Below are 24,211 nucleotides of genomic sequence, written 5' to 3'. Positions count from 1 at the left end.
TTCCGGGCATCCCGTCAATGCAATGACGGTCGACGTCGAGGACTATTTTCAGGTGTCCGCGTTCGAGCGGCACATCAGCCGGAGCGACTGGGACAGGCTGCCGTGCCGGGTCGAGGCGAACGTCGAGCGCATTCTTGCGCTGTTCGCGGAGTTCGATATCCACGCGACCTTCTTTACGCTCGGCTGGATCGCAGAGCGCTATCCGGCAATGGTTCGGCGGATCGTGGCCGCGGGGCACGAGTTGGCAAGCCACGGCTACGCGCACATCCGGGTGACGGAGCTGGACGAGTCCGGCTTCCGTGCCGATGTCACCCGCACCAAGGCGCTGTTGGAAGACGTTGGCGGGGTCGCCGTGCGTGGTTACCGGGCGCCAAGCTACTCCATCGGTCGCAGCAACCTCTGGGCCTTGCGGGTGCTGGAGGAGACCGGCCATCGGTACTCCTCCAGCATTTACCCGATTCACCATGACTTGTACGGCATGCCGGAAGCGCCTCGGTTTGCCTTCCGGCCTGATCATTGTGCCAGCCTCGTGGAAGTCCCGGTCACCACCATTGCCTTTGGCGAGCGCAAGTGGCCGTGCGGTGGCGGCGGATATTTCCGCTTGTTCCCCTACGCCTACTCGCGTTGGGCGCTGCGTCGCGTCAATCGACGTGATGGCCAGGCGGCGGTGTTCTACTTCCATCCCTGGGAAGTGGATACGGGGCAGCCGAAGCAGCTCGGTATCGGGCTGAAAACCAGGGTTCGCCACTATTTGAATTTGGCGCGCATGGAAGGACGCCTGCGAGCGCTCGCTGCTGATTTTCGCTGGTCGCGCATGGACCGTATCTTCCTGTCGCAGCAGTGACGGCACGGAGCAGCACCCACATGACGAGCGCCGCCGATCTGCGGGTCACTGAGTTGGTGCCCGGGCACGAGGCAGCCTGGGATGCGTTCGTGGCCTTGCATCCGTCGGCGACCTTCTGTCACCTCGCCGGCTGGCATGAGGCCGTCGGCCAAGGTCTCCGCCACAAGCCGCATTTCCTGATGGCTTGGCGTGGTGAGCGCGTCGAGGCGGTGCTGCCGCTGGCAGAGGTCAAGAGCAGGCTATTCGGTCATACGCTGGTCTCGACCCCGGGCTGTGTTTACGGCGGTGTGCTGGCCGTCAGCGAGGACGCGCATCGGGCGGTCATCGATCATGCGGTGGAGTTGGCGCGGGTGCTCAACGTCGACGCCTTGGAGCTGCGCAACCAGACCGCGGCGGAGGCCGACTGGCCAACCGCCAACTGGCCAACCAAAGATCAGCTCTACGTCACCTTTCGCAAGCCGATCTGCGATGACGACGAGGCCAACCTGAAGGCCATTCCACGCAAGCAGCGCGCGATGGTGCGCAAGGGCATCGGCGCGGGTCTGGTGGCCGAGCAGACGGACGATCTTGCTCGGTTCTATGCGATCTACGCTGAAAGCGTGCGCAACCTCGGTACACCGGTCTTTCCGCGCCGTTACTTCGAGGTGCTCTGGCGCGTGTTTCGCCCGATCTGTGAGATGTCCATCGTGCGGCATGGTGACGCCGATGTTGCCGGTGTCATGAGCTTCTATCATCGCGACACGGTGCTCCCCTATTACGGGGGGAGCCGCCCGGCCGCGCGCTCGCTGTACGGCAACGATTTCATGTACTGGGACCTCATGTCCCGTGCGGCGCGCCGCGGCGCCCGCGTGTTCGATTACGGGCGCAGCAAGCGGGGCACGGGGTCTTTCAGCTTCAAGAAGAACTGGGGCTTTGAGCCCGAGCCGTTGCATTATCAATACCATCTGGTACGCAGTCCCTGCGTGCCGGACGTCAACCCGAACAACCCCAAGTACAAGTACTTCATCGCCGCCTGGAAGCGCCTGCCGCTTCCGGTCGCGAACATTGTCGGGCCCGTGCTCGCCCGCAACCTGGGCTGAGCGGCCTCTCCATGCAGCAAGCGATCGCCAACCAGCGGCCGTCAGGCCGCGCGCCGGCCGAGGGTGAGGGTGCGGTACTGCTGCTTTGTCACCGCGTCCCTTATCCGCCGGACAAGGGAGACAAGATCCGCTCCTACCGCTGGCTGATGGGCCTCGCAGAGCGCTATCGGGTCTACCTCGGCGCGTTCGTCGACGACCCGGCGGATTGGGCGCACCGCGAGCGCTTGCAGGCGTGCTGCGCAGAACTGTGTCTGCTGCCGTTGGTACCGCTGCGGGCAAAGCTGCGAGGGCTGCCGGCGCTGCTGCGCGCCGAATCCCTGACAAGCGGCTACTATCGCGACCGGCGCATGTCCGCTTGGGTCGCCCGATTGCTCGCGCGCGGCGACATCTCCCGCGTCGTAGTCTTCTCATCAGCCATGGCACAATACGCGCTGGTTCCGGCGGCAGCCCAGGCGCGGCGCATCATCGATTTCGTCGATGTGGACGCAGACAAGTGGCGGCAGTACGCGGCGCGCATCGCTCCGCCCATGTCGTGGCTCTATGGTCGCGAGGCTCGGCGTCTGTTGGCACACGACGCGGCGGTCGCGGAGGGTTTCGACGCTGGCCTGTTCGTGTCGAGCGCAGAGACCGAGCTCTTCCGGCGCTTGACCGGCTCGGCAGCGGTGCTGGAGGCCGTGCCTAACGGCGTGGACGCCGATGGTTTCGCACCGGCGGCCGGGCGGCCAAGTCCGTACCACCACGACGAGCATGCGGTTGTGTTTACCGGGGCCATGGATTATTGGGCCAATGTCGATGCGGTGCGTTGGTTCGCCGCCGAGGTATGGCCAGCGGTGCGCCAAGAAGTCCCGGCGGCGCGCTTCTATATCGTGGGCGCCAGGCCGGCGCCGGATGTGCTCGCGCTGCGCCGGAACGATATTAAGGTCACTGGCCGCGTCGACGACGTCCGGCCCTACTTGCAGCACGCCGGTGCGGTCGTTGCACCAATGCGCATCGCCCGCGGTATCCAGAACAAGGTGCTGGAAGGCATGGCGATCGGGCGGCCTGTTCTGACGACGCCAATGGGCGCGGAAGGTCTCGATGCACTCGCCGGTCGGCACTTGCTGGTGGAAGACGACCCCGCTGCGCTCGCTGCACGTACCGTCGAGGTTCTGCGCGGCCTGCATGTGGACATCGGTCCGGCGGCGCGCGCGTTGGTTCAGGAACACTACACTTGGCGCGCCGCCATCGACGGATTCATGCGCGTCGTCGCCGGTGACTCGGTACTGGAACGAGGCGCAGCATGACTGACACGACACAACAGCACCCCATGCCGGCCGCCGAAGGCGCCGCGGCCAGCCCTGGTTGGCTGGCCCGTTGGGGCGTCGGGCTCGGGTTGCTTGTCGCCACCCTCGTCCTGGTCGTCGCCGCTTTTCACCAGACAGCATGGTCCATTGTCGCGATCTGGGAACGCTCCGAGACCTACGCCCACGGCTACCTGATCATTCCCATCAGCCTGTGGCTGGTGTGGGAAAAGCGCGCGGGCTTGCGGCACTTGGCGCCGCAGCCTGCGCGATGGCCCCTCGTGCTGCTGCTGCCGCTTGGCTTCGGCTGGCTGCTTGGCCGACTCGTAGACGCGCTGGTGGTGGAGCAGTTCGCCTTCGTGGGCATGCTTGTGGTGGCCATCTGGAGCGTGCTTGGGCATCGCGTCGCGCGGTTTCTGGCGTTCCCGATCCTGTTTCTTTTTTTCGGCGTGCCGGTGGGCGAAGGACTCGTCTATCCCATGATGAACTTCACCGCCGATTTCACCGTTGGCATGCTCAAGCTCACCGGCATACCGGTGTACCGCGAGGGCACCTTGTTCACGATACCAAGTGGACAGTGGTCCGTGGTCGAGGCGTGCAGCGGCATGCGTTATCTGATTGCCTCCGTGACCCTCGGCGTGCTGTTCGCCTATCTCACCTATACGAGCTGGTGGAAGCGGCTGCTGTTTGTGCTGTTCTCCATCTTGATGCCGATTATCGCTAACGGTTTCCGCGCCTATATGATCGTCATGATCGGGCACTTGAGCGACATGAAGCTCGCCGTCGGCGTGGATCATTTAATCTACGGCTGGGTCTTCTTCGGCGTCATCATCATGATCATGTTCCTCGTCGGCAGCATCTGGCGCGATCCGCCGGCGTCGCTGCCGCTGCCGCCGCGAGAGGCACCAACGCCCATCTCGCGCCGCGGCGCGCTGCGTTTTCTGATGGTCACCGCGGTTTTCTCGGTATTCTGGCCGGCAACGGCATGGGCACTGTCGGATCATGGCGGCGACGTAGCGCCGGTGGCTGTCCTCGCACCACGGGCGCAAGGCTGGGCGCTGGCGCCGGAACTGGATGCCTGGGATTGGCGTCCGCGCGTCGTCGGTACCGATGGTAGTCTGTACGCCTTCTATCGGCCCGAGGGCGGCGACGCAGGCATCCCTGTGGGGCTCTATGTCGGCGTCTATCGGACGCAGCGTCAGGGCGCCGAGCTGGTAACCTCCGCGAACGTGATGATCGAGCAGGACCATCCGATCTGGAGCGATACGCTGGTTCGCCCGCGCCGCGTGATGCTGGACAGCGGTGAGCTGCGGCTTACTCAGCACCTCTTGTTGTCGCGACGCGGCCAGCGCCTGCTGGTCTGGGACTGGTATCTGGTGGGTGATCGGCACACGGCCAATCCCTACCTCGCCAAGATGCTGGAGGCCAAGTCGCGGCTTTCCGGTCGCCATGGCGAGGCGGCGCTCATCGCCGTCGCGGCTCCCTACGACGAGCAGCCGGAGACGGCGGCCGCGGCGCTGACCGCGTTTCTGAACGCGATGCTGCCGGCCGTCGACGCCGAGATCGAGCGCTCCCTTGCGGCGGCCGAGTGAGGGCTGTTGCGCATTCGGCGCTGCTTGAGAAGCCGGTCCGGGCGCGGAGACAACTCTAATGTGTGCGATCACAGGCATTTTCGCCGGGGATGGATCGGCTCCCGTGTCGGCGGATCTGCTGCGCCGGATGAACGACGCTCAGGCCCATCGGGGGCCGGATCAGCACGGTATCCACCACGAGACTGGGCTTGGCCTGGGCCATCGGCGGCTGTCCATCATCGATCTCTCCGGTGGTCGGCAGCCGCTCTACAACGAGGACGAGAGCGTCGTCGTTGTCTATAACGGTGAGATCTACAACTATCAGCCCTTGATCGACGAGCTCACGGCGCGCGGCCACCACTTTCGCACCCGCTGCGATACCGAGGTCATCGTGCACGCGTGGGAGGAGTGGGGCGAGCGCTGTGTCGAGCGCTTCCGCGGCATGTTCGCCTTCGCGATCTGGGATCGCGGCAGGCAGACGCTGTTTCTGGCGCGCGACCGCCTCGGCATCAAGCCGCTCTACTATGCCTGGCTCGGCGACGGCAGCCTGATCTTCGCGTCCGAGCTCAAGGCCCTTGAGCTGCATCCGGCGCTCGCGCGTGTCATCGCGCCGGAGGCGGTGGAGGACTACTTCGCCTACGGCTACGTGCCCGAGCCGCGGACCATTTACAGCGGGGTGTTTAAGCTGCCGGCCGGCCATCGGCTCGCTGTTCGCCGCGGCGCCGCGCGCCCTGTGCCGCAGCAGTACTGGGACGTGCCGTTCGTGCCCGGCAGCTTTCCGGACGCGGCGGCGGCGGGCGAGGAGCTGATCGAGCGTTTGCGGGAGGCGGTGCGGCTGCGCCTCGTCGCCGAGGTGCCGCTGGGTGCCTTTCTGTCCGGTGGGGTCGATTCCAGTGCCGTCGTCGCGCTGATGGCCCAGATCATGGCTGCCGACGGCACGGGCGCCGTCAATACCTGCTCCATCTCCTTCGGTGATCCGGCCTTCAACGAGTCGAGCTATGCGGCGGCGGTGGCGCAGCGCTACGCCACCGCCCATCGCACCGAGCAACTGGAGGTTGACCGGTTCGACCTGCTGGATACCCTCGCGGGGCTCTACGACGAGCCCTACGCGGACAGCTCCGCGCTGCCGACCTACCTGGTGTGCGAGCTGGCGCGCCGACAGGTCACGGTGGTCCTGTCCGGCGATGGCGGGGATGAGAACCTTGCCGGGTATCGGCGTTACCAATGGCACCTGGATGAGCAGCGCTTGCGCGGGATGATGCCGCTCGGGGTCAGGCGCGCGGTGTTCGGGCCCATGGGCCGGGCCTATCCGCCGCTCCTCGGCGCGCCGCGTTTCCTGCGCGCGAAGGCGACCTTCCAGGCCTTGGCCAGGGATGCCGTCGCGGGCTATTTCGACATCATCTCCGTGCTTGATGATGATCTGCGCGCCCGGCTCTACAGCCCGGCCATGCGGCGGCAATTGCAAGGCTACAATGCCATTGAGGTGCTGCGCCGCCACGCCGCGGCCAGCCCGACGGAGCATCCCCTGTCGCTCGTGCAATACCTGGACATGAAGACCTATCTGGTCGATGACATCCTGACCAAGGTGGATCGCGCGAGCATGGCCCATGCGCTGGAGGTGCGCGTGCCGCTGCTCGACCACGAGCTCGTTGAGTGGATGTCGTCCCTGCCGCCGGGGCTCAAGCTCAGCGGCCGCGACGGCAAGCACCTGTTCAAGTCGGCGCTGCGTGCGCACTTGCCGCACGCAGTGATGGACCGCCCGAAAATGGGTTTTGCGGTGCCGCTTGCGAGCTGGTTCCGAGGGCCGTTGCGCACGCGCGTGCGCGAGGCGCTGCTCGGCGCGCGGCTCGCCGATACGGGGCTGTTCGAGCGCGGCTGTCTGCTGGATCTGCTGGACACCCACGACAGCGGGCGGCGCGACCTCAGCGCCGCACTCTGGAGCCTCTTGATGTTCGACGCCTTCCTGAAGCGCGAGCAGGGTTTGCAGCCCGCTGCCCTGGAGGCGGCCTGAATGAAGATCCTGCACGTCTTGGACCACTCCATCCCGCTGCACAGCGGCTATACCTTTCGGACCCGCGCGATCCTGAAGCAGCAGGCGGCGATGGGCTGGGACACGGTGCAGATCACCTCCGGCAAGCAGGGCGCGAGCGGCGCCGATGTCGAGGTCATCGACGGGCTGCGCTTCTACCGGACGGCCCCACCTGCCGGGCCCGGCGGTCGCTTGCCGGTGCTGAACCAGTGGCGCATCGTCAACGATCTGGCGCGGCGGCTGGATGCGGCCGTGCGCACGGAGCGCCCGGACCTGCTGCACGCGCACTCGCCGGCCTTGAACGGGCTTGCCGCGCTCAGGGTCGGCCATCGGCATGGCCTGCCGGTGGTCTACGAATGCCGGGCCTTTTGGGAGGACGCCGCCGCCGACCACGGCACCAGCCGCGCGGGTGGGGCGCGCTATCGATTGACCCGGGCGCTGGAAACCCACGTGTTCCGGCGTGCCGACGCCGTAACCTGCATCTGCGACGGCCTGCGCCGGGACATTCGCGCCCGCGGCATCCCCGACGCCAAGCTCACGGTGATCCCGAACGCCGTGGATGCCGAGGTTTTCGCGTTCGACCTGCCGCCGGATCAGGCGCTGGCTGCGGAGCTCGGGCTCGGTGATGCGCCGATGCTGGGCTTCATTGGCTCGTTCTACGCCTATGAGGGACTGGACATTGCGGTGGCCGCCATGGCGGAGCTCGCGTGCAGCCTGGACGTGCATCTGCTGCTGGTGGGCGGCGGGCCCGAGGAGTCGCGCCTGAAGGAGCAGGTCGCGGCGCTGGGCGTCGGCGCGCGCGTGCATTTCACCGGCCGGGTGCCGCACGACCTGGTGCAGCGCTATTACAGTCTCGTCGACATCCTCGTCTATCCGCGCAAGTCCATGCGGCTCACGGAGCTGGTGACGCCGCTCAAGCCCTTGGAGGCGATGGCGCAGGGCAAGCTCGTGCTGGCCTCGGACGTCGGCGGCCATCGGGAGCTCATCGACGATGGCGTCACTGGCCGGCTGTTTGCGGCGGGTGACGCCTCGGCGCTCGCGGCGGCCGTCCGCGTCATGCTCGATGACAGGGACGACTGGCCGTTGCGGCGCGCGGCGGGGCGGCGTTTCGTGGAAGCGGAGCGTACCTGGGCGCGCAGCGTTGCGCGCTACCAGGCCGTCTATGGCAGGCTGCTCGGTGCGCCGGCGGGCCCGCCGGAGCACGTCCCGGGCCGCGAGCCGGTGCGCTGATGCCGGATCTCTACACCAACTTCGCCAGCGGGCTCTTGTTCCCGCTGCACGAATGGGCGAAGGGTCACGCCACCGTCGCCGTGCGCCGGGCGCTCGAACGCACGCAATGGCTCCCGCCTGCTGAGCTCGCGGCCTATCAGCAGCAGCGCCTCGCGGCCTTCATGACCGACGCAAGCGCGCGGGTACCCTATGTCCAGCGTCTTCTCGCCGAGCATGGCCTAGCACCGCGCGACGTGTCCGATCTCGACGGACTGCGTCGCCTCCCGCTCATGGACAAGGCGACCATTCGCGCTCATGTCGAAGACCTCAAGGCTCGCGGCGCCCGTGACCTCGCACGCTTCAACACCGGCGGCTCTTCCGGCGAGCCCTTGGTGTTCTACATCGGCAAGGAGCGTATCAGCCACGACGTCGCCGCCAAGTGGCGCGCAACACGCTGGTGGAACGTGGACATCGGCGACCGCGAGATCGTCGTTTGGGGCTCCCCCATCGAGCTTGGCGCGCAGGACCGCGTGCGTGCGCTGCGTGATGCCCTGCTGCGCACCCAACTGGTGCCGGCGTTCGAGCTGTCCCCCGCAAACCTGGACCGGTTCGTCGCGGCCATTCGCCGATTCCGCCCGCGGATGCTGTTCGGCTATCCGTCGTCTCTGGCGTTGATCGCCGGCCATGCGGAGGCTGCCGGCGTTGCGCTGGATGCCCTCGGCGTCCGCGTCGCGTTCGTGACCTCGGAGCGCCTCTACGACCATCAACGCGAGGCCATTGAGCGCGTCTTCGGCTGCCAGGTGGCGAACGGTTACGGCGGGCGCGATGCGGGCTTCATTTCGCACGCCTGTCCACTGGGGCGGCTGCATATCACGGCGGAGGACATCATCGTCGAGGTAGTCGGTGCCGACGGCCAGCCGGTGCCGCCCGGCGAGACCGGCGAGATCGTCATAACCCACCTTGCGACCGCAGATTTTCCCTTCATCCGCTACCGCACCGGCGATGTCGGCGCCTTGGACCCGCAACCCTGTCCCTGCGGACGCGGCCTGCCGGTACTCGGACGGCTGGAGGGCCGAACGACGGACTTCATCGTCGCCGCAGACGGTACCGTAATGCACGGCCTCGCGCTGATCTACGTACTGCGCGATATGGAGGAGATCGATCAGTTCAAGATCGTGCAGGAGTCGCTCATGCACACCCGCGTGCTGGTCGCCGCGGCAAGGCCGCTGCCCGCCGAGCGCATTGCCGACATCCGGGCACAATTCCAGCGGCGCCTTGGCGAAGGTGTGGACATCGCGGTCGAAGAAGTCGCACACATCCCGCGCGAACACTCCGGCAAGTACCGCTATGTCGTCAGCCACGTCAAGCTGCCGAACGCTCGGGCTGAAGCCGATCCGACCGTGGGCGCCTAAACCATGGGCCTCAGGGACATCGTTTTGCTGGTGACGATCTACGGATCGATCCCCTTCATCTACATGAAGCCCTTCATCGGCGTGCTGGTATGGTATTGGATCGGCCTGATGAATCCGCATCGCATCAGTTGGACCCTGACCAATCAGCCCTTTGCGCAGATTATCGCCCTTGCGATGCTGTCCAGCCTGCTGATAGCAAGGCACGAAAAAAAGGAGATCCCGCTCACCCCGATTACGGTTACGCTCGGGCTGTTCTGGGCGTGGATGCTGCTGACTACTATATTCAGCCTGTATCCGGGTTGGGCTTGGGGGCAGTGGGACAAGGTCTGGAAGATCATGCTCACCACCTTCGTCGCCATCATGGTGCTGAACTCCAAGGAGCGCGTCATCGCGCTGACTACCGTCGCCGCCCTTTCCATTGGCTTCTATGGCTTCAAGGGCGGATACTTCACAATGCTCACAGGCGGTAGCTATCACGTTTGGGGCCCGGCCGGCAGCTTCATCGGCGACAACAATTCGATGGCGCTGGCGCTGATCATGACTATCCCGTTGCTCTTTTTCCTTCGTACCATCGTGCCGTATCGACTGCTCAAGCATGCGTTGCTGATCGGTATTATTCTCTGCGCCTTTTCAGTTTTCGGCTCCCAGTCACGCGGCGCCTTCTTGGGGGTCATCGCGATGGCCGTCATGCTGATATGGAAAACGAAGAATAAATTCGGGTACTTGTTGCTTGCCGCTGTGCTAGGGACCGTTATGATGGCCTTCATGCCGCAGGAATGGCATGAACGTATGGGGACAATTGTCAACTACGAGGAAGACGGGTCCGCGATGGGCCGGATTATGGCTTGGCGCATGGCATTCAATCTCGCGATGCATCGGCCCTTAGGTGGCGGTTTCGAAACATTCGCGCCTGCCACTTATCTCATGTACTTACCTGAAGTGGGCCCGCGCACGACCGATTCGCACAGCATCTACTTCGAGATTATGGCCGAGCAGGGCTTCATCGGGTTGGGGCTTTTCCTCGCGATCGGGATTTTCAGTCTCCAGGCGTGTGGCAGCATCATCAGGCGCACACGCGGCATCGCCGATCTCGCATGGATGAACGACCTTGCGAGAATGATGCAGGTGAGTCTAATCGGCTATGCCGTAAGCGGCGCCTTTCTCGGTTTGGCGTACTTCAACTATTACTACGCTCTGATTGCGATTATCGTCGGAATGCAAGTCGTGCTAAAAAAAGAGCTGGCCGAGCTTGAAACGGAAGTTCTCGTTCGCGCCCCAATCCCGAAGCCAACGTGGCGCCCGCAACCGCTGCCCGCAGCGGGCAGGCGTGCCGGAACTGCGCCATCAGCCGCAAACCGCGGGCATGCGTCGCTCGCGACGCCGGCGCTGTCGCAGCCCAAGGGGCTGCCGACGCTGAAGGAAGCTATCGCGCTTGGGAGGGATTGGTACAGGCGCCTCTAGCCAGCGTAACGTCGTCCGTCAACATCCCCTGCAAGGGGGCAAGCGTCTCCGCGGGCTGATCGCGGGACCTTGTAGTAATCATCTTGCGAGCGTGCGCGATTACTGCTGACCCGCTTCGCGAAAGAACCCCAAGGACCGATTAATGAACCGACCGCGATTTCTGTCGTCTGCAGCATTGGCCTTGGCCATTCTGGCCGCGCTCACCGCGCTGATGGTGTTGCGCCAAGTAGGGAATACCGCGCTCGCCTATCCGGACGCCGATCGGCTGCTGCTGGATGGCGTTTTCATGCTCGATTTTATCCGTGAGATGCCGGTATGGCCGCCGCGCCGGATTTACGACTTCACCGTCAACTATTATGCGCAGTACCCAGGTTTGAGTATCGGCTACAAGCCAGTCTTCTTCCCGACCGTGGAGGCCTTATTCAACGGCGTTTTCGGCATCAGTCCTGCCAGCAGCCGATTGGCCCTCCTCTTCTTCGCCTTCGTGGCAGTTGCGGCATTTTTCGATCTCGTGCGCGAGCGCTTTGGCGTAGCGACTGCTTTTTGGGCGAGTGCGCTCTTTATCACGGCCCCGTCGATCGCGAAGTGGGGCTGGTATACGATGACCGAGCTGCCGACGCTGGCGATGGTCTTGCTGTCAGGTTGGCTGATGCAGCGTTATCTGCGCTCCGGAAAGCACGCGTACCTTTACGCGACGGCCATCGCGTTCGGGCTGGCCTGTTGGACGAAACAGGTGGCGGTCTTCGCCGTCATTTGGTTCCTGCTCGCGGCCGTTGCGTCGGGGCGTTTAATATCGATGCTGCGCCAGACGCAGACTTACGTGGCCGCAGGCCTCGCGTTGCTCCTCCTTGTGCCGCTGCTCGTGGTGACATTGTGGCTTGGCGACCTGAACATCCAGCAGTCGCTCGGCCGGATGCCCCTGCTTTCGTCGCTGGTGCCCGCGCAGGAGGCGCTTAAGCCTTCCCCGCCAACGTCACCCGTCGGCGCAGACGTGCCCGCGGCGGAAGAGTCCACTTCTCCCGTCGGTTCTCCTGCGATTCCGCGGACTGCGCCGCCTCGCTGGCGTCTGCCGTTCGATGAGTTGGCTCATAACGGGCTTCCGCCTTGGACCCTCGCCTTGGCCGGCGTGGGGCTGCTTCTTGCTGTCCTGATGCGCGAGCGACGCGTCGCTTATTTTCTGTGGTTGGGGCTTGCTGTCTACTTGTTCTTCGGACTGCTGCTCGGCGTGTCGCGTGATCGCGAATACATATATTGGATACCTGTTTTCGCGTTGTTTGCAGTGCTGCCGTTCACTTATCTTGCGGCCAAACTCGGCGACGGGCGCCCGCAGTATGTCATTTCCAGCGTGCTTGCGCTGCTCGTCATATCGCATGTGGCGTTGGTTTACTCCCGGGAGCCTGTGTTTTCACACGGCTACGATGTCGCGGCAGGATTCGTAGTGAGTCAGACCGAGTCGCCCACTGTCCTGGTGGATGCCTATAACAACGGATACTTCACCTATTTCGTTCGGCAGTATGATGAAGAGCGCAATGTCTTTGTGCTACGCGCAGATAAACTGCTGTCGTCGTCCGGCATGTACGGCGGCGATCGCGCTCTGAACGCTCAGCAGCACATGGAATCCGAAGACGAACTTGCCGCGCTGATCGATCGGTTCGGAGTCCAGTTCATCGTGGTTGAGTCTAAGAGCCCGTTGAACCTGCCGATCCACGACCTACTGCGCACATATTTGCGAAGCGATGAACGCTTCCGCCTGGCCGCGACGATACCGGTACGCACAAATCGCGAACCATTGCAGGATCAAAGCCTTTTGGTTTACGAGAATATGCGCGTGGCGGAACCGGAAGGTGGAATTTTGGAATTGCCGGTACCGATCGTGGGCAAGACTATTCGGGTGCAGTTTAAGCAGGGGGCGTCCGGCGCGGCGCTGGAGTCGAAGGACTGATGGTTATCTCCAGGGCAGTGGTGCAGATTGCAACCGGGATCGGGCTGAGCATTTCGTTTTGGGCTGTCGTCGTTCTGCTGCGCGAGCAGATCGGCGTCGCCGTCTGGCAGAACGACTTGTTTCTGACCATCGGGTACGGACTTGTTGTCTTCAGTGCGGTCATCGCAAATGTCGAAGGGGCCCGGCGCTGGCAATCGCTTGCGGCTTGGTTCGCTGTCGGCACGAGCTTCGTCGTCGCTGCCGCGGGCGTTGCGGGGCAACCGTTGCCGGCCGGCGTGCTCCTAGCCCTCTCGGTGCATTTGCTGGCCGTGCTCGTTTTCCGAGGGGTCGCGCGTGGGACCCTGGGTTCTTGGAGAAATGCTGTAGCGGCCTTGACCTTCGCTTGGGTGTTATGGGCCGCGTTGTCCGCGGTGTGGATTCAGACGACAGCCCCAGCGTATGCGGAGGGCTTCGTCCTGTTGACACTATGGTTGCTCGGCACGTTCACGTTTCTATCCGCGGTTGCGGGGTTTTTGTTGGCGCGCAGCGCCCGAGAGGCCTGCGGCGCGCTTCGAGCCGGGCGTATCGCTATCCTGCTCGTGGGCGCGGGATTTATTCTCACCGGCAGCATCATATACATGCTCTGGGCGGAAGGGGACGACCGACCAGCGCTGGCGGCCGTACCAGAGCGCGCCGATGTGTTTATTGCACCTGCGGGCGCGGCAGGCAATTCGGAGGCGAATGCGGCAAAGGCGGCGCAATTCCGGCGGGAAGACGTTATCGCCATGCTCCAATCGAAGCCGCGCCCGAGCCTTTCGCAGTTGGGCAACCTGGCGTTACTGTCCGGCGATCGACGTTGGGCGGCGGCGTATCGCGAGGGACTGCTCGGCGAAGTGGCCAGCGACGCGCTCACCGGACCGGCCAATAGCGTCAAGTTCGGTCAGTACAACGCCATGCTCCGAGGGCTGTTCTTCCTGGAGATCAGCCGCGTATGGCCCGAGCTTTTCTCGGCAGAAGAGCAAGAGCGGATCGCCGCATGGTTTAGTAGGATCATGCAACGTGCGTTCACCGTCGAGTGGGTCGACCTCTTGTACGCGATTCCGTTTCGCGATCTGCCCGAAGGCCCATATCTGAATCAAGAGGTGGGTGCGGGATCTTTATCCGTGCTCCGCCGCATTGTGAATACGGAAGAGCTTCGGTCGCGCGCGACCAGCTTTCTGGATCGGAAGGGTGTCGGCTGGCGCGGTAATTTTCGCAACGGTGATGATTCTCTGCAGTATCAGGATGTTTGGATCTCGAACGCGTACGCTTTGTGGCGCTACGCCGACGGCTCTCGCCCGGACATGGCGCCGGGCGCACAGCTTTCGGTGGATTGGCTGAAGGAACAACTCCTGAGGGCCCCGGTGCCCCTCAATTACGGTTTAGTGGGTCCTTTTCGGCCGCTCGACTCTTTGAGCATCGCCGCCTTCGCGCTGCGTGACAAGGAGGCGCGCTGGCTATTGGATCAGCACTTGACGGCGCTTCGCGAAGGCGGGGAATCGTTGCCCGGTGATCTCGCCTGGCTATGGCTTTGGGATGATTCGATCCCGGCCGTGGCACCATCCCTTACAAGTAAAGCGCTCAACGGTATCACCGGGTACAGCTTCCGCCCGGGCTCCCTGGCGCCGGACAAACTGGTTTTCAGAGATGAGAACGATCCGGAGCTGTTCGCGCTGTTCGGTCTGCGCAACCGGGGTTGGCACCGGTATCCGGCGACCGGCAGCCTGATCGCGTTGTTCTATGGCGATTTCCCGGCCGTAACCGAGCGCATTGTGCGGCTGAGTCACAAGTGGCTGCCGGCGGGCAGGGCTAAGCATCGAGACAAGAAGGTTGACCGTATGAGCCTCAACGGGCCAATGGTCGCTCGTACGGGGCTTGACGCCTGGATCGGCGGGGTGAGCGGGGTCTATTCGCGCTGGTCTCAAGCAACACCCGCATTCGCCCCGCTCGACCTTTTTGTTGCTGCGGACGACTTGCAGGTGGCGCGGATGGATTTGGGTGATTGGTCCGGGATTGCGGCTTCGCGTACCGTCGTGGTCGGGGACGACGGCTGGCTTGTGGTCTGGGATCAACTGGACGGCAGCGCCGGTCTCGCACGCGCGGCAAATTGGAACTTGGTGGGCTACACGCCGACCGATTTGCCGGGGATGTTCGTTAAGCAACCGGGCTCAGGTGGCAGGGTCACGTTCCTTCATGACGGCGAAGCGCGCGTCAAGTCGGCGCCGATTCGTTATCCGCACCCGCCCGCGTGGCCGGCGGCGGCGCCGGACCGTCACGTCTTGGTTCAATCGCGGGCGTCATTGCGAACTGCCGCCGTGTTCCAGCTCGATGAGCAGGCGATTCCGGCAACCGGTCGGATTGGCGATGCTGGTGCGGAACTAAGTTTCGGCGAGGATGAGGTCTTGGTCCTGGGGACCGGCGGCGAAGCGCAGACTGCGGATGTTGTCTCCGATGCCGCAGTAATACATCGCAGGCGTACTCCAGACGGTATCCGCTATCGGCTGTTCGACCTGACATACGTCGATGTCGATAAGACAGCCGGTTGCATCAGCGCTCTGAGAACGCTGACCGCGGAAGAGACCGCATGGAGGGCAGATGCCGAGGACACTCCAAGTGCATTCCACGGACGACTCGATGTCGCTGCTGCGAGCGCGGTGGATTTCACCGTGGTCCCCTGTGCAGCGCAGGTGAGCAAAGAATGACATCAGGTCCGTTGTTGTCGATCGTCGTGCCGACATTTCGCGAGCGCGACAATATCGCGGCTTTGCTGGATCGCATTCTGGGCGTCGTCGGTGACCTGCGTTGGGAAATCGTCTTCGTGGATGACGATTCTCCGGACGGAACAGCAGCAGTCGTGCGGCGACTCGCCGAAGACGACGCCCGGATACGCCTTGTCCATAGAATCCACCGCCGCGGACTCGCCGGGGCATGCATCGAGGGCATGCTCGCCACCACGGCGCCGTTCGTCGCGATCATGGACGCAGACCTGCAGCATGATGAACGTCTGATCGCTGAGATGCTGCGCGCCTTGCAGGATGAGCCGCTCGACATCGTCATCGGCAGCCGCCACGTCGGCGGGGGTAGCGTGGGGGCCTGGGCCGAGAGCCGTCAACTCGCGAGTCGAGTGGCCACCCGGCTGTCGCATTTCGTGCTGAAGGCGGACCTAAAAGACCCCATGAGCGGCTTTTTCATGCTCCGGCGCGAACTCATCGACGAGGTCGTGCGCGACCTGTCCGGCATTGGGTTCAAGATCCTGCTCGATATCTTCATGAGCGCTCGAAGGCCGCTGCGGTTCAAGGAGCTACCTTACACCTTTGGGGTGCGCGTCGCGGGCGACAGCAAGCTCGATAGCATGGTCGCAACCGAATACATCCTGATGCTGCTGGACAAGACGATCGGCCGCTACGTGCCGACGCGGTTCATTCCGTTCGCCTTCATCGGCGGGCTGGGCGTGTTCGTGCACATGGCGGTGTTGTGGGCGCTGTTCCGCGGCCTTGAGACGACCTTCGTCGCGGGGCAGGCGGTGGCGGCGCTGGTCGCGATGACCTTCAACTTCTTCCTGAACAACCTCTTTACCTACCGGGACAGGCGATTACGGGGCTGGGGGCTGTTGCGCGGCTGGGTCTCGTTCACGCTCGCCTGCTCCGTGGGGGCTGTGGCCAATGTCGGCATCGCGACCTACCTGTTCCACGCGGCGCCGGCGGGCGGGCTCTGGTGGGTTGCATCCGCCGTTGCCGGTATCCTCGTCGGCGCGGTCTGGAACTATGCGGTGACAGCCGTCTATACCTGGAGCCCGAAGTCGCCGGCGCCCGCGCGCCGTTGAGGCCGGAGACGCCGGACTCAGGCCGGGCGCAGCACGTCTAGGACCTGATCGAGGCTCGTGATGACGCGGTCCGGTTGGATGTCGCGCATGCCCGGGTCGTCCGCACGCAGGCGCAGGGAGCGCGCGTCGCCGGCGAAGAGCGCGGTGCGGCAGCCGAGCGCCTGCGCGGGGCGCACGTCGTTGCGCATGTCGTTGCCGATGTAGAGCACTTGAGCTGGCGCGATACCGTGGCGCTCGGTAAGCCCGCGCAGCGCCGGTGCGTAGACGTTTTGCGACGGCTTCGCGACACCTTGGCGGTACGACCAGGCGCAGCAGTCCGGGTCGAACCCGAGTGCATCCAATGGCTCGCCGAGAAAGGCTCCGAGCATCAAGGGCGTGTAGAACTGCGCGTTGGAAACGATGCCGAGGACCGGCCCGCCGGCGCTGAGCTTGTCGATGACCGCCGCGAGCCCCGGCATCGGCCAGACCGGATTCGTCCGCAGCTCGTACTCCAGCGCCAAGCGGCGCAGCACCCGATCCGTTGCGGATAGCTCGCGCTGGTCCAAGAGCCGCCGCCAGATGGCGAGGATGTCCACCTCCGGGTGATCGACGCCGCGCCTGTGGCTCTGCGCATGGTCCGCATGGATCAGCGCGGCGAGCAGCCCGGGTCCATCCGGTGGCAGGGCGGCGGTATCGAGCCCCGCGGCGGACCAGGCCTCCTGAAACGGATCAGCGGCCGACGACTCTGCCGTGAGCCCAATATCCCCGCAGCCGGAGATGACCAGGGTGCCGTAGACGTCGAACAGCACGGCGCGGATGCCCTCCAGAGGCTCGATCCGCGGGGCGGCACCCGTCGGCACTGGGCGCATTGGTGCGGTAAGCGCCTGGATGCGCTCGATCAGCGCGGCATCGGCATGGTCGGTCATGGTTGTTTCCATGGTGTCAGGTCCGCAGCAGCGACAGACGCTCCGGTGCAAGGAATTCCCCAAGCAGCGCCGAGCCGTCAGCGGCGCCGAAGGTCGCGGACGCCTCGGCGCCAGCGACCGAGGCGTAGACCGCCGCGAGCCGCGCGCCGAAGCCCACGACGGAGTACTCGCGCTCAATCACGCTGCGGTTCTCGCCGATCGCCGCGGTGGCCGGCGCTGCATCGAGCGACGGCGGGCAGAGCGCCGTGCGCGCCGTTGGGTCGGCACGAAGCTGCCGGATGACCTGCATCTGGGCCGGCTCGTCGAGGCGGCCGAAGTCGATGTGTCCGTCACGGACGGCACTGTGCCAGGCCTGCGCGGCCGTGTCTGCGGCGGGCCGGCCGTACGCCGCGGCGCGCTTGGCGGCGGCGACATCGAAGGCGGCGCGGAGCCGCCTTGCATCGAGCCACGCGAGCGGCACGTCGAGGCGGTGGTAAAGCCCGGGCAGGCGCACGCCGGCGGCCGTGAAATCCGCCGTGATCTCCGTCAGATCCCGGCCCACCAGCGGCCGGCCCATGAGCCAGGGCTCCAAGAATGCGAGACCGAAGCCCTCTGCGACGCTGGTGGTGACCAGTGCATGGCTTGCCGCGACGAGCGCTCCGAAATCGGCCCGGGCACCAGCCGCAAAGGTCATCGGCAGCCCCAGCTCCCGCGCGAGCGCCACCCAGCGCTGGTAGATCGGCTGCTCCTGCGGGTTCTGGGGCGCCTGGGTCACCGCGAAGCGGTCCTGCTCCCCGGCCAGCGTGGCCCAGAGCAGAAACTCGCCCAAGTTCTTGCGGCGGATGGCGCGGGTCGGATAGAGCCAGAGTCGACGCCCGTCTATGCCCGCTTGCGGTGCAGCCGCGGGCGCGCTCGCGCCGGGATCGGGCAGGCCGACGGCGACCGCGTTCGGCAGCGCATGCAACTGCGCCGCCGGCACTCCGGCCCCGGCGAGGAGCCCGCGGTCCCGCGCGGTGAGGGTCGCGTAATGGATCTGGGGCGCCAAGGGGTAGAGCAGGGCGGACAACCGTCCGACGTTGCCATCCGCGAGCTGTTCCCGCAGTCGGCCGTACAGCGCCGGGCGACCGTCCTCGGCGAAGTCGTGCGGCTGGAGCAGCAGCCGCTCGCCTTCGCGGGCGAGTCGCAGCACGGCGCCCGGGAGCACGGTGTTCTTGCCGAGGCAGTGATTGTGCAGGTGCCAGACATCGGGCGGCCCGCCCAAGGCATCCCGTGCCGCGCTCGCCATGGCCCGGGCGAGCTGGTCCGGCGACAGCGCGTCGCGCCGCTCCTCATAGGCCAGGCCCGGCAGCACGGCAACCGTGGCGCCCGCCGGCAGCGGTGCCTGCGGCGGCTCGCCGGCGAGCACCGCTACCTGCTCGCCACGGCCGAGGAGCGCCGCGCAGGCGTGCTCGATGACGCGGGTGACGCCGCCCGTTTGCAGGTGGTAGTGGACGATGGCGATGCGCATCAGCCGAACCCGGTCGGCGGCAGCGTCAGGCGCGGCGGCGGAATAGCCGCTCAAGGCGAAGGATCGGGCACGGGAGATGCTTTGCGGGCGACATACTGGGCTCCGGGGTGTTTCGCTCGGGGCGGCTCTGGGGCGGCTTTCCGCGCGGCCGGCCGGCCCGGCAGCGTCGGCGCATTGCGCCGACGGCTTGGGTCGGCATTATAGGCAGGTATCCGGCGCAGGGCGGCAGGACCGGCCACATCGAACAGACGGGCAGCTATCGAGCGATATGAAACAACCCGAGCACATCGGCTTCGTCTCCACCCGCTTTGCCGGCACCGACGGTGTCTCGTTGGAGGCGGCCAAGTGGGCCGAGGTGCTCTGGCTCGGGGGCCATGTCAGCTATTGGTATGCGGGCGTGCTGGACCGCGACCCGGCCATCAGCCTGTGCGTGCCGGAGGCCTTCTTCGACCATTCGGAAAATGCCTGGATCAACAGCCAGCTCTGGGGTCGCACGCGGCGCTGCGCCGAGGCGAGCCGGCGCATTCGGGAGCTGGTTGAGTACCTCAAGTCCACGCTGTATGAATTCCGCGTGCGGTTCGATCTGGATATTCTCATCATCGAGAATGCGCTGACCATCCCGATGCACATCCCGCTTGGCGTGGCCATTACGGAGTTTCTGCTGGAGACGGGCATGCCGGCCATCGCCCATCATCACGACTTCATGTGGGAACGCCAGCGCTTTCAGATCTCCGCGGTGGATGATTACCTGGAGATGGCCTTTCCGCCGCGGGTGCCGCACCTTCAGCACGTGGTCATCAACCAGGCCGCGCGCGAGGAGATCGCCTGGCGCAAGGGGCTGCCGAGCATCTTGGTGCCGAACGTATTCGACTTCGAAAACCCGCCCGGGCCGCCGGACGAGTACGCCGCCGACGTGCGCCGCGCGCTCGGGCTGCTGGACGGCGATCTCTTGATTTTGCAGCCGACCCGGGTCGTGCCGCGCAAGGGCATCGAGAATGCGATCCATCTCATCCGGCGGCTGAAGCTGCCGCGCTGCCATCTCGTCGTCTCCCACGACAGCGGCGACGAGGGCTTCGAGTATGCCCGCCAGCTCCAGCAGCTCGCCCATGACGAAGGCGTCTCGCTCAAGTTCTTCGGCGATCGCATGGCCGACCGCCGCCAGCTCAATCAGGAGGGTCAGAAAGTCTATGTCCTGCGCGACCTCTACCCGCACGCGGACTTGGTAACCTTCCCGAGCCTGTACGAGGGCTTCGGCAATGCGCTGCTGGAGTCGGTGTATTTTCAGAAGCCGCTGGTGGTGGGGCGCTATTCCGTGTATCAGCGCGACATCGAGCCGAAGGGCTTTCGGCTGCCCACCATCGACGGCGTCGTCGATCAGCAAGTGGTCGAGGAGACCCGCCGCATCATCGAGGACGCCGAGTATCGGCAGACCCTCACGGACCACAACTTTCATATCGCGAGCCGCTTCTTCAGCTACCGTGTGCTGCGTGACAGCCTGCGCAGCATGATCAACAACATCCGCAACCTGACGGAGTAGCCCATGCGCGTCGTCGAGCGTGCCGTGTTCGAGCGCATCCGCGACCGCCTCGCGCGGCTCTACGGCGACGCCGATCTGCCCCGGCTGCTGCAGCGCCTGGAGCTGCTCGTGGGCCGCTACGGCGTCGGTGCCCATTGCTTGGAGCCGCAGGCGGTCCAGGCGCGCTGCCGCGGCTGGGACCAGCGCGACGCCGTGCTCATCACCTACGGCGACATGGTCAGCGCGGACGGCGAGGCGCCGCTCGCGACGCTGCGGCGTTTTTTGGCGTCCCGCGTGGGCGATGCGGTGTCGGGCCTGCACATCCTGCCGTTCTTCCCGTACAGCTCCGACGACGGCTTTGCGGTGATTGACTATCGGGCCGTGGACCCGGCGCTCGGCAGTTGGGACGACATCGACGCCCTCGGCGGCGACTATCGGCTCATGGCGGACCTCGTCATCAACCACGTCTCGGGGCAGAGCCACTGGTTTCGCGCCTACTGCAACGGCCTGGCGCCAGAGCGGCACTATTTCATTGAGGTGGAGCCGGACGCGGACCTCTCCGCCGTGGTGCGCCCGCGCACGGCGCCGCTGCTGCGCGCCGTGCAGACGCCTGCCGGCGAGCGTCACGTTTGGGCCACCTTCGGCCCCGACCAGCTCGACGTGGATTTCTCGAACCCCGACGTGCTGTTCGAATACCTGGACATCCTGCTGCTCTACGTCTACCACGGCACGCAGATCATCCGGCTCGACGCCATTGCCTACCTCTGGAAGCAGCTCGGCACGCCTTGCATCCATCTGCCGCAGACGCACGAGGTCGTGAAGCTCTTGCGCGACCTGCTGCAGATGCTCGCCCCCGGCGTACTGCTGATCACCGAGACGAATGTGCCCCACGCCGAGAACCTGAGCTACTTCGGCGCCGGCGACGAGGCGCACATGGTCTACCAGTTCAGCCTGCCGCCGCTCCTGCTGCATGCGCTGCATACGGGGGATGCGCATTGCCTCACGGACTGGGCGGCCAATCTCGCGCCGCCGCCCGCCGGCTGCACCTACTTCAATTTCACCGCGTCCCACGACGGCATCGGCGTGCGTCCGCTGGAGGGGCTGGTGCCGCCCGCGGAGCTCGACGCTCTGGTCGCCGCCATGGAGCAGCGCGGCGGCCTGGTCAGCCGGCGCAGCAACCCGGACGGCTCGGCGACGCCCTATGAGCTCAACATCACCTATTACGACGCCGTCGGCGTGCCCGGCGACCGCGAGGCGTCCATCCGCCGGTTCCTCTGCTCGCAGACCATCGCCATGAGCCTGCAGGGCATCCCCGGCATCTACCTCAACAGCCTGCTCGGTGCCGACAACGACCTCGCCGGCATGGAGCTGACCGGCCGCGCGCGGACCATCAACCGGCGCAAGTGGACCGAGGCGGAGCTCGACGGCATGCTCGCTGCCGACAGCGACCACCAAGCCGCGCAAGTGCTGCCGGAGTACCTACGGCGACTGAATCTGCGCCGAATGCAGCCCGCCTTCCACCCCGATGCGCCGCAGAGCGTGCTCGAGCTGCCGCAGGGGCTGTTCGGCATCCGCCGCGACGCCGCCGACGGTACCAGACTCTGGATGGTCGCGAACCTCACCGGCCGCAAGACGAGCTGCGCCATGAGCCGGCTCGACCGGCATTGGCAGAGGCACCGCTGGCAGGAGCTGATCAGCGGTTGGGGGGCAGACGGTTCGGAGTTGCCGAGCCGTTTGACGCTTGATCCTTGGCAACTGGTCTGGTTAGCCCAGACTGGGAGCTGACATCAGTCTGCAAATCTCGAACGATGGCCGGACCGCGACATCACTTCGCCGCGGCCATTTACGCTTACCTCGTCGGCCTAGCCGTCCCAATCCATGCCCCGTGTTTCCCCGTGGCAGCGTGCGGCTGTTGCGCCGCTTAGGGCGCTGCTTTAGACTCTCACACCGATATGGATCTGTACCAAAATACCCGTTCCCGCGATACGGCTGTCGGAGGCCTTGGCTAATGACCAGCGATAAAGCCGATGAGGTGAAGTCTGCCGGTCAAGACTTCGACACATCCACAGATAAGCGCTTCTTCGATTACTACCAGGCGCAAAGTCAATCCGAAGCGACCATTCTTCGGTTTGAACGGCTGCGCGATCTCATCCTCAAGGCAATGTCCGCGCATGGTGGCGATGGCCCGTATGATGTCATAGATGTTGGCGGCGGAGCGGGCGCCTTGGCGCTTATGTTCGCGCGCGACGGGCATCGCGCAACCTGCGTGGATCTCAGTGCCGATCTATTGCAGGTTGGCAAACAGCGCGCCGCTCAGCAAGGTCTCGCGGTCAATTTCATCAACTGCAGCGCGACAGATATACAGCTCCCCGACGCCTGCATGGACGTGTATGTTGTCCCGGAGCTGCTGGAGCATGTGGTCGACTGGGAGGGCGTGCTGAACGAAGCGGCTCGCATCCTGCGCCCGAATGGCGTGCTGTTTCTCAGCACGACGAACGCGCTGTGCCCAGCGCAGAATGAATTCAACCTGCCACTGTATGCGTGGTATCCCGCGTTCATGAAGCGTCACTATGAACGCCTCGCGGTGACCACGCGGCCGGAAGTCGCCAACTATGCCAAGTACCCGGCGGTGAACTGGTTTACCTTTTACAGTCTGCGCAGCGCCCTGCGCGCGCGTGGTTTCAACCGCTTCTTAGACCGTCTCGACATGATTGTGCTGCGCATAGGCGACGGCCCAAAAGGTAGGATCGCGAAGATCCTGAAATATATGCCGCTGTCTCGACTGGGCCTGCAGTGCCTTACGCCGAGCTCCGTGATACTGGCCGTCAAGGCCCCCGCGCGTGATTAATCGGAATCCTGACGTTTTTCTGGCGACTTCAAGACGCCAGCGCCGAACCGACAACCCCGACTCATAACGGCGGTTGCGGCAGTGACCCCAAGCAGCAAGTAGCCCGCCTGCGGGCGCGGGACCAAGCTCCTGCAGCAACAACCAAAGCTGGCAAGAGAATTCAATTGGCGAAAGGGTGCGAAACCGGCTACGCGTAACCATCAACCGCCCCAAGCCCCAAGCGGAACGAGGCGGAGCTTGTGGGCATGCGCGCCGCCGATAGCCATCACGCAGCCGCGCTGATGCTGCCCAAGTACGTGCGCCGATCGCACCTGCGCCGACAGCAGCTCGCCTTCAACTCGGACGTGCTTCGGCAGATTTTGCTGTGTGCCCAAGGGGTTGTTCGGCATCCGTCGCATCACATCAAGCGACTCCCGTCTACTGATCATCGCCGGCTTGGCTAAGGCAAACAGAGAATCCACTATCGCATTCACCGCTAATGACGAATGACGGCACCCTCGCTGGCGCGGCCTGATCGGCGGCTGAACAAGGGGGTGCGGTGCTGTCGAGTCGCCTAACTAAACTATTGGGCCCAACCAGGTGCTGGGGGCGGTATCCGGCCGTGGGGCAAACCAGTCTTGAGGGAAAAGATGCTGCGGTCGGCTGCAGTGGAGCCGTGGGTTGGTGGCGAGTCTCGACCGATGTTGTCCGCGCACAGCCGGGGGCTCGCGGTTACTCTCCAACGCAGCACTTCACGCCGATTCAGCGCTCGGTCGGGACGTGCCCCGTCCGTTTGCTGTGCACCATTT

At 65.0% G+C, this 24,211-nt stretch carries 17 protein-coding genes; 14 read left to right on the top strand and 3 right to left on the bottom strand.

Annotated elements, in window-relative coordinates; all coding sequences use genetic code 11:
• The first annotated feature begins 22 nt into the window (after positions 1-22).
• The 11 genes from ML01_RS04085 (at position 23) to ML01_RS04035 (ending at position 16,668) form a co-directional block, all read left to right on the top strand.
• Positions 23-844 carry an XrtA system polysaccharide deacetylase gene (locus tag ML01_RS04085; protein ID WP_058554121.1) on the top strand — a complete coding sequence of 274 codons (822 nt, stop codon included), beginning with the start codon at positions 23-25 and terminating at the stop codon, positions 842-844.
• 20 nt (positions 845-864) lie between these two features.
• Positions 865-1,923, top strand: a complete 1,059-nt coding sequence (locus tag ML01_RS04080; RefSeq protein ID WP_058554120.1) for a FemAB family XrtA/PEP-CTERM system-associated protein — start codon at positions 865-867, stop codon at positions 1,921-1,923.
• A gap of 11 nt (positions 1,924-1,934) precedes the next feature.
• On the top strand, positions 1,935-3,206 hold the full coding sequence (locus tag ML01_RS04075; RefSeq protein ID WP_082673939.1) for a TIGR03087 family PEP-CTERM/XrtA system glycosyltransferase: 1,272 nt from the start codon (positions 1,935-1,937) through the stop codon (positions 3,204-3,206).
• A complete protein-coding gene (xrtA, locus tag ML01_RS04070) occupies positions 3,203-4,795 on the top strand; it encodes an exosortase A (RefSeq protein WP_082673938.1) in 1,593 nt (530 codons plus the stop codon). Before ML01_RS04075 ends, xrtA begins: the two co-directional genes overlap by 4 nt.
• A gap of 58 nt (positions 4,796-4,853) precedes the next feature.
• Positions 4,854-6,785: an XrtA/PEP-CTERM system amidotransferase gene (locus tag ML01_RS04065; RefSeq protein WP_058554118.1), complete on the top strand. Its 1,932-nt coding sequence runs from the start codon at positions 4,854-4,856 to the stop codon at positions 6,783-6,785.
• The gene (locus tag ML01_RS04060) at positions 6,786-8,033 is read left to right on the top strand and encodes a TIGR04063 family PEP-CTERM/XrtA system glycosyltransferase (protein WP_058554117.1); all 1,248 of its coding nucleotides are present in this window, start codon (positions 6,786-6,788) and stop codon (positions 8,031-8,033) included.
• On the top strand, positions 8,033-9,424 hold the full coding sequence (locus ML01_RS04055) for a phenylacetate--CoA ligase family protein (protein ID WP_058554116.1): 1,392 nt from the start codon (positions 8,033-8,035) through the stop codon (positions 9,422-9,424). The genes ML01_RS04060 and ML01_RS04055 overlap by 1 nt, the downstream gene beginning before the upstream one ends.
• A 3-nt stretch (positions 9,425-9,427) precedes the next feature.
• Positions 9,428-10,885: a putative O-glycosylation ligase, exosortase A system-associated gene (locus ML01_RS04050; RefSeq protein WP_058554115.1), complete on the top strand. Its 1,458-nt coding sequence runs from the start codon at positions 9,428-9,430 to the stop codon at positions 10,883-10,885.
• A 181-nt stretch (positions 10,886-11,066) separates the two neighbouring features.
• A complete protein-coding gene (locus tag ML01_RS04045) occupies positions 11,067-12,827 on the top strand; it encodes a glycosyltransferase family 39 protein (RefSeq protein WP_162267960.1) in 1,761 nt (586 codons plus the stop codon).
• Positions 12,827-15,547 carry a hypothetical protein gene (locus tag ML01_RS04040; RefSeq protein WP_058554113.1) on the top strand — a complete coding sequence of 907 codons (2,721 nt, stop codon included), beginning with the start codon at positions 12,827-12,829 and terminating at the stop codon, positions 15,545-15,547. The genes ML01_RS04045 and ML01_RS04040 overlap by 1 nt, the downstream gene beginning before the upstream one ends.
• On the top strand, positions 15,544-16,668 hold the full coding sequence (locus ML01_RS04035) for a glycosyltransferase family 2 protein (protein ID WP_058554112.1): 1,125 nt from the start codon (positions 15,544-15,546) through the stop codon (positions 16,666-16,668). Before ML01_RS04040 ends, ML01_RS04035 begins: the two co-directional genes overlap by 4 nt.
• Before the next feature lie 17 nt (positions 16,669-16,685).
• Here ML01_RS04035 and ML01_RS04030 read toward each other — a convergent pair whose 3' ends face one another.
• Positions 16,686-17,585 carry an HAD family hydrolase gene (locus ML01_RS04030; protein ID WP_082673936.1) on the bottom strand — a complete coding sequence of 300 codons (900 nt, stop codon included), beginning with the start codon at positions 17,583-17,585 and terminating at the stop codon, positions 16,686-16,688.
• A 4-nt stretch (positions 17,586-17,589) separates the two neighbouring features.
• Positions 17,590-19,113 carry a glycosyltransferase gene (locus ML01_RS04025; protein ID WP_058554110.1) on the bottom strand — a complete coding sequence of 508 codons (1,524 nt, stop codon included), beginning with the start codon at positions 19,111-19,113 and terminating at the stop codon, positions 17,590-17,592.
• A gap of 214 nt (positions 19,114-19,327) precedes the next feature.
• Between ML01_RS04025 and ML01_RS04020 the strand changes: the two genes are divergently transcribed.
• The 3 genes from ML01_RS04020 (at position 19,328) to ML01_RS04010 (ending at position 23,423) form a co-directional block, all read left to right on the top strand.
• Positions 19,328-20,596: a glycosyltransferase family 4 protein gene (locus ML01_RS04020; RefSeq protein ID WP_058554109.1), complete on the top strand. Its 1,269-nt coding sequence runs from the start codon at positions 19,328-19,330 to the stop codon at positions 20,594-20,596.
• 3 nt (positions 20,597-20,599) lie between these two features.
• Positions 20,600-22,360 carry a sugar phosphorylase gene (locus tag ML01_RS04015; protein WP_058554108.1) on the top strand — a complete coding sequence of 587 codons (1,761 nt, stop codon included), beginning with the start codon at positions 20,600-20,602 and terminating at the stop codon, positions 22,358-22,360.
• A gap of 223 nt (positions 22,361-22,583) precedes the next feature.
• Positions 22,584-23,423: a class I SAM-dependent methyltransferase gene (locus tag ML01_RS04010; RefSeq protein ID WP_058554107.1), complete on the top strand. Its 840-nt coding sequence runs from the start codon at positions 22,584-22,586 to the stop codon at positions 23,421-23,423.
• Between the two features lie 200 nt (positions 23,424-23,623).
• On the opposite strand, the gene ML01_RS28350 is transcribed toward ML01_RS04010, so the two are convergent.
• Positions 23,624-23,884: a hypothetical protein gene (locus tag ML01_RS28350; protein ID WP_156427543.1), complete on the bottom strand. Its 261-nt coding sequence runs from the start codon at positions 23,882-23,884 to the stop codon at positions 23,624-23,626.
• Between the last annotated feature and the right edge of the window lie 327 nt (positions 23,885-24,211).

The sequence above is a fragment of the Thiohalocapsa sp. ML1 genome (assembly GCF_001469165.1).
GTDB lineage: Bacteria > Pseudomonadota > Gammaproteobacteria > Chromatiales > Chromatiaceae > Thiohalocapsa.
Note: the sequence above shows the minus strand (reverse complement) of the source record. Positions and strands in the feature narration are given on the sequence as shown.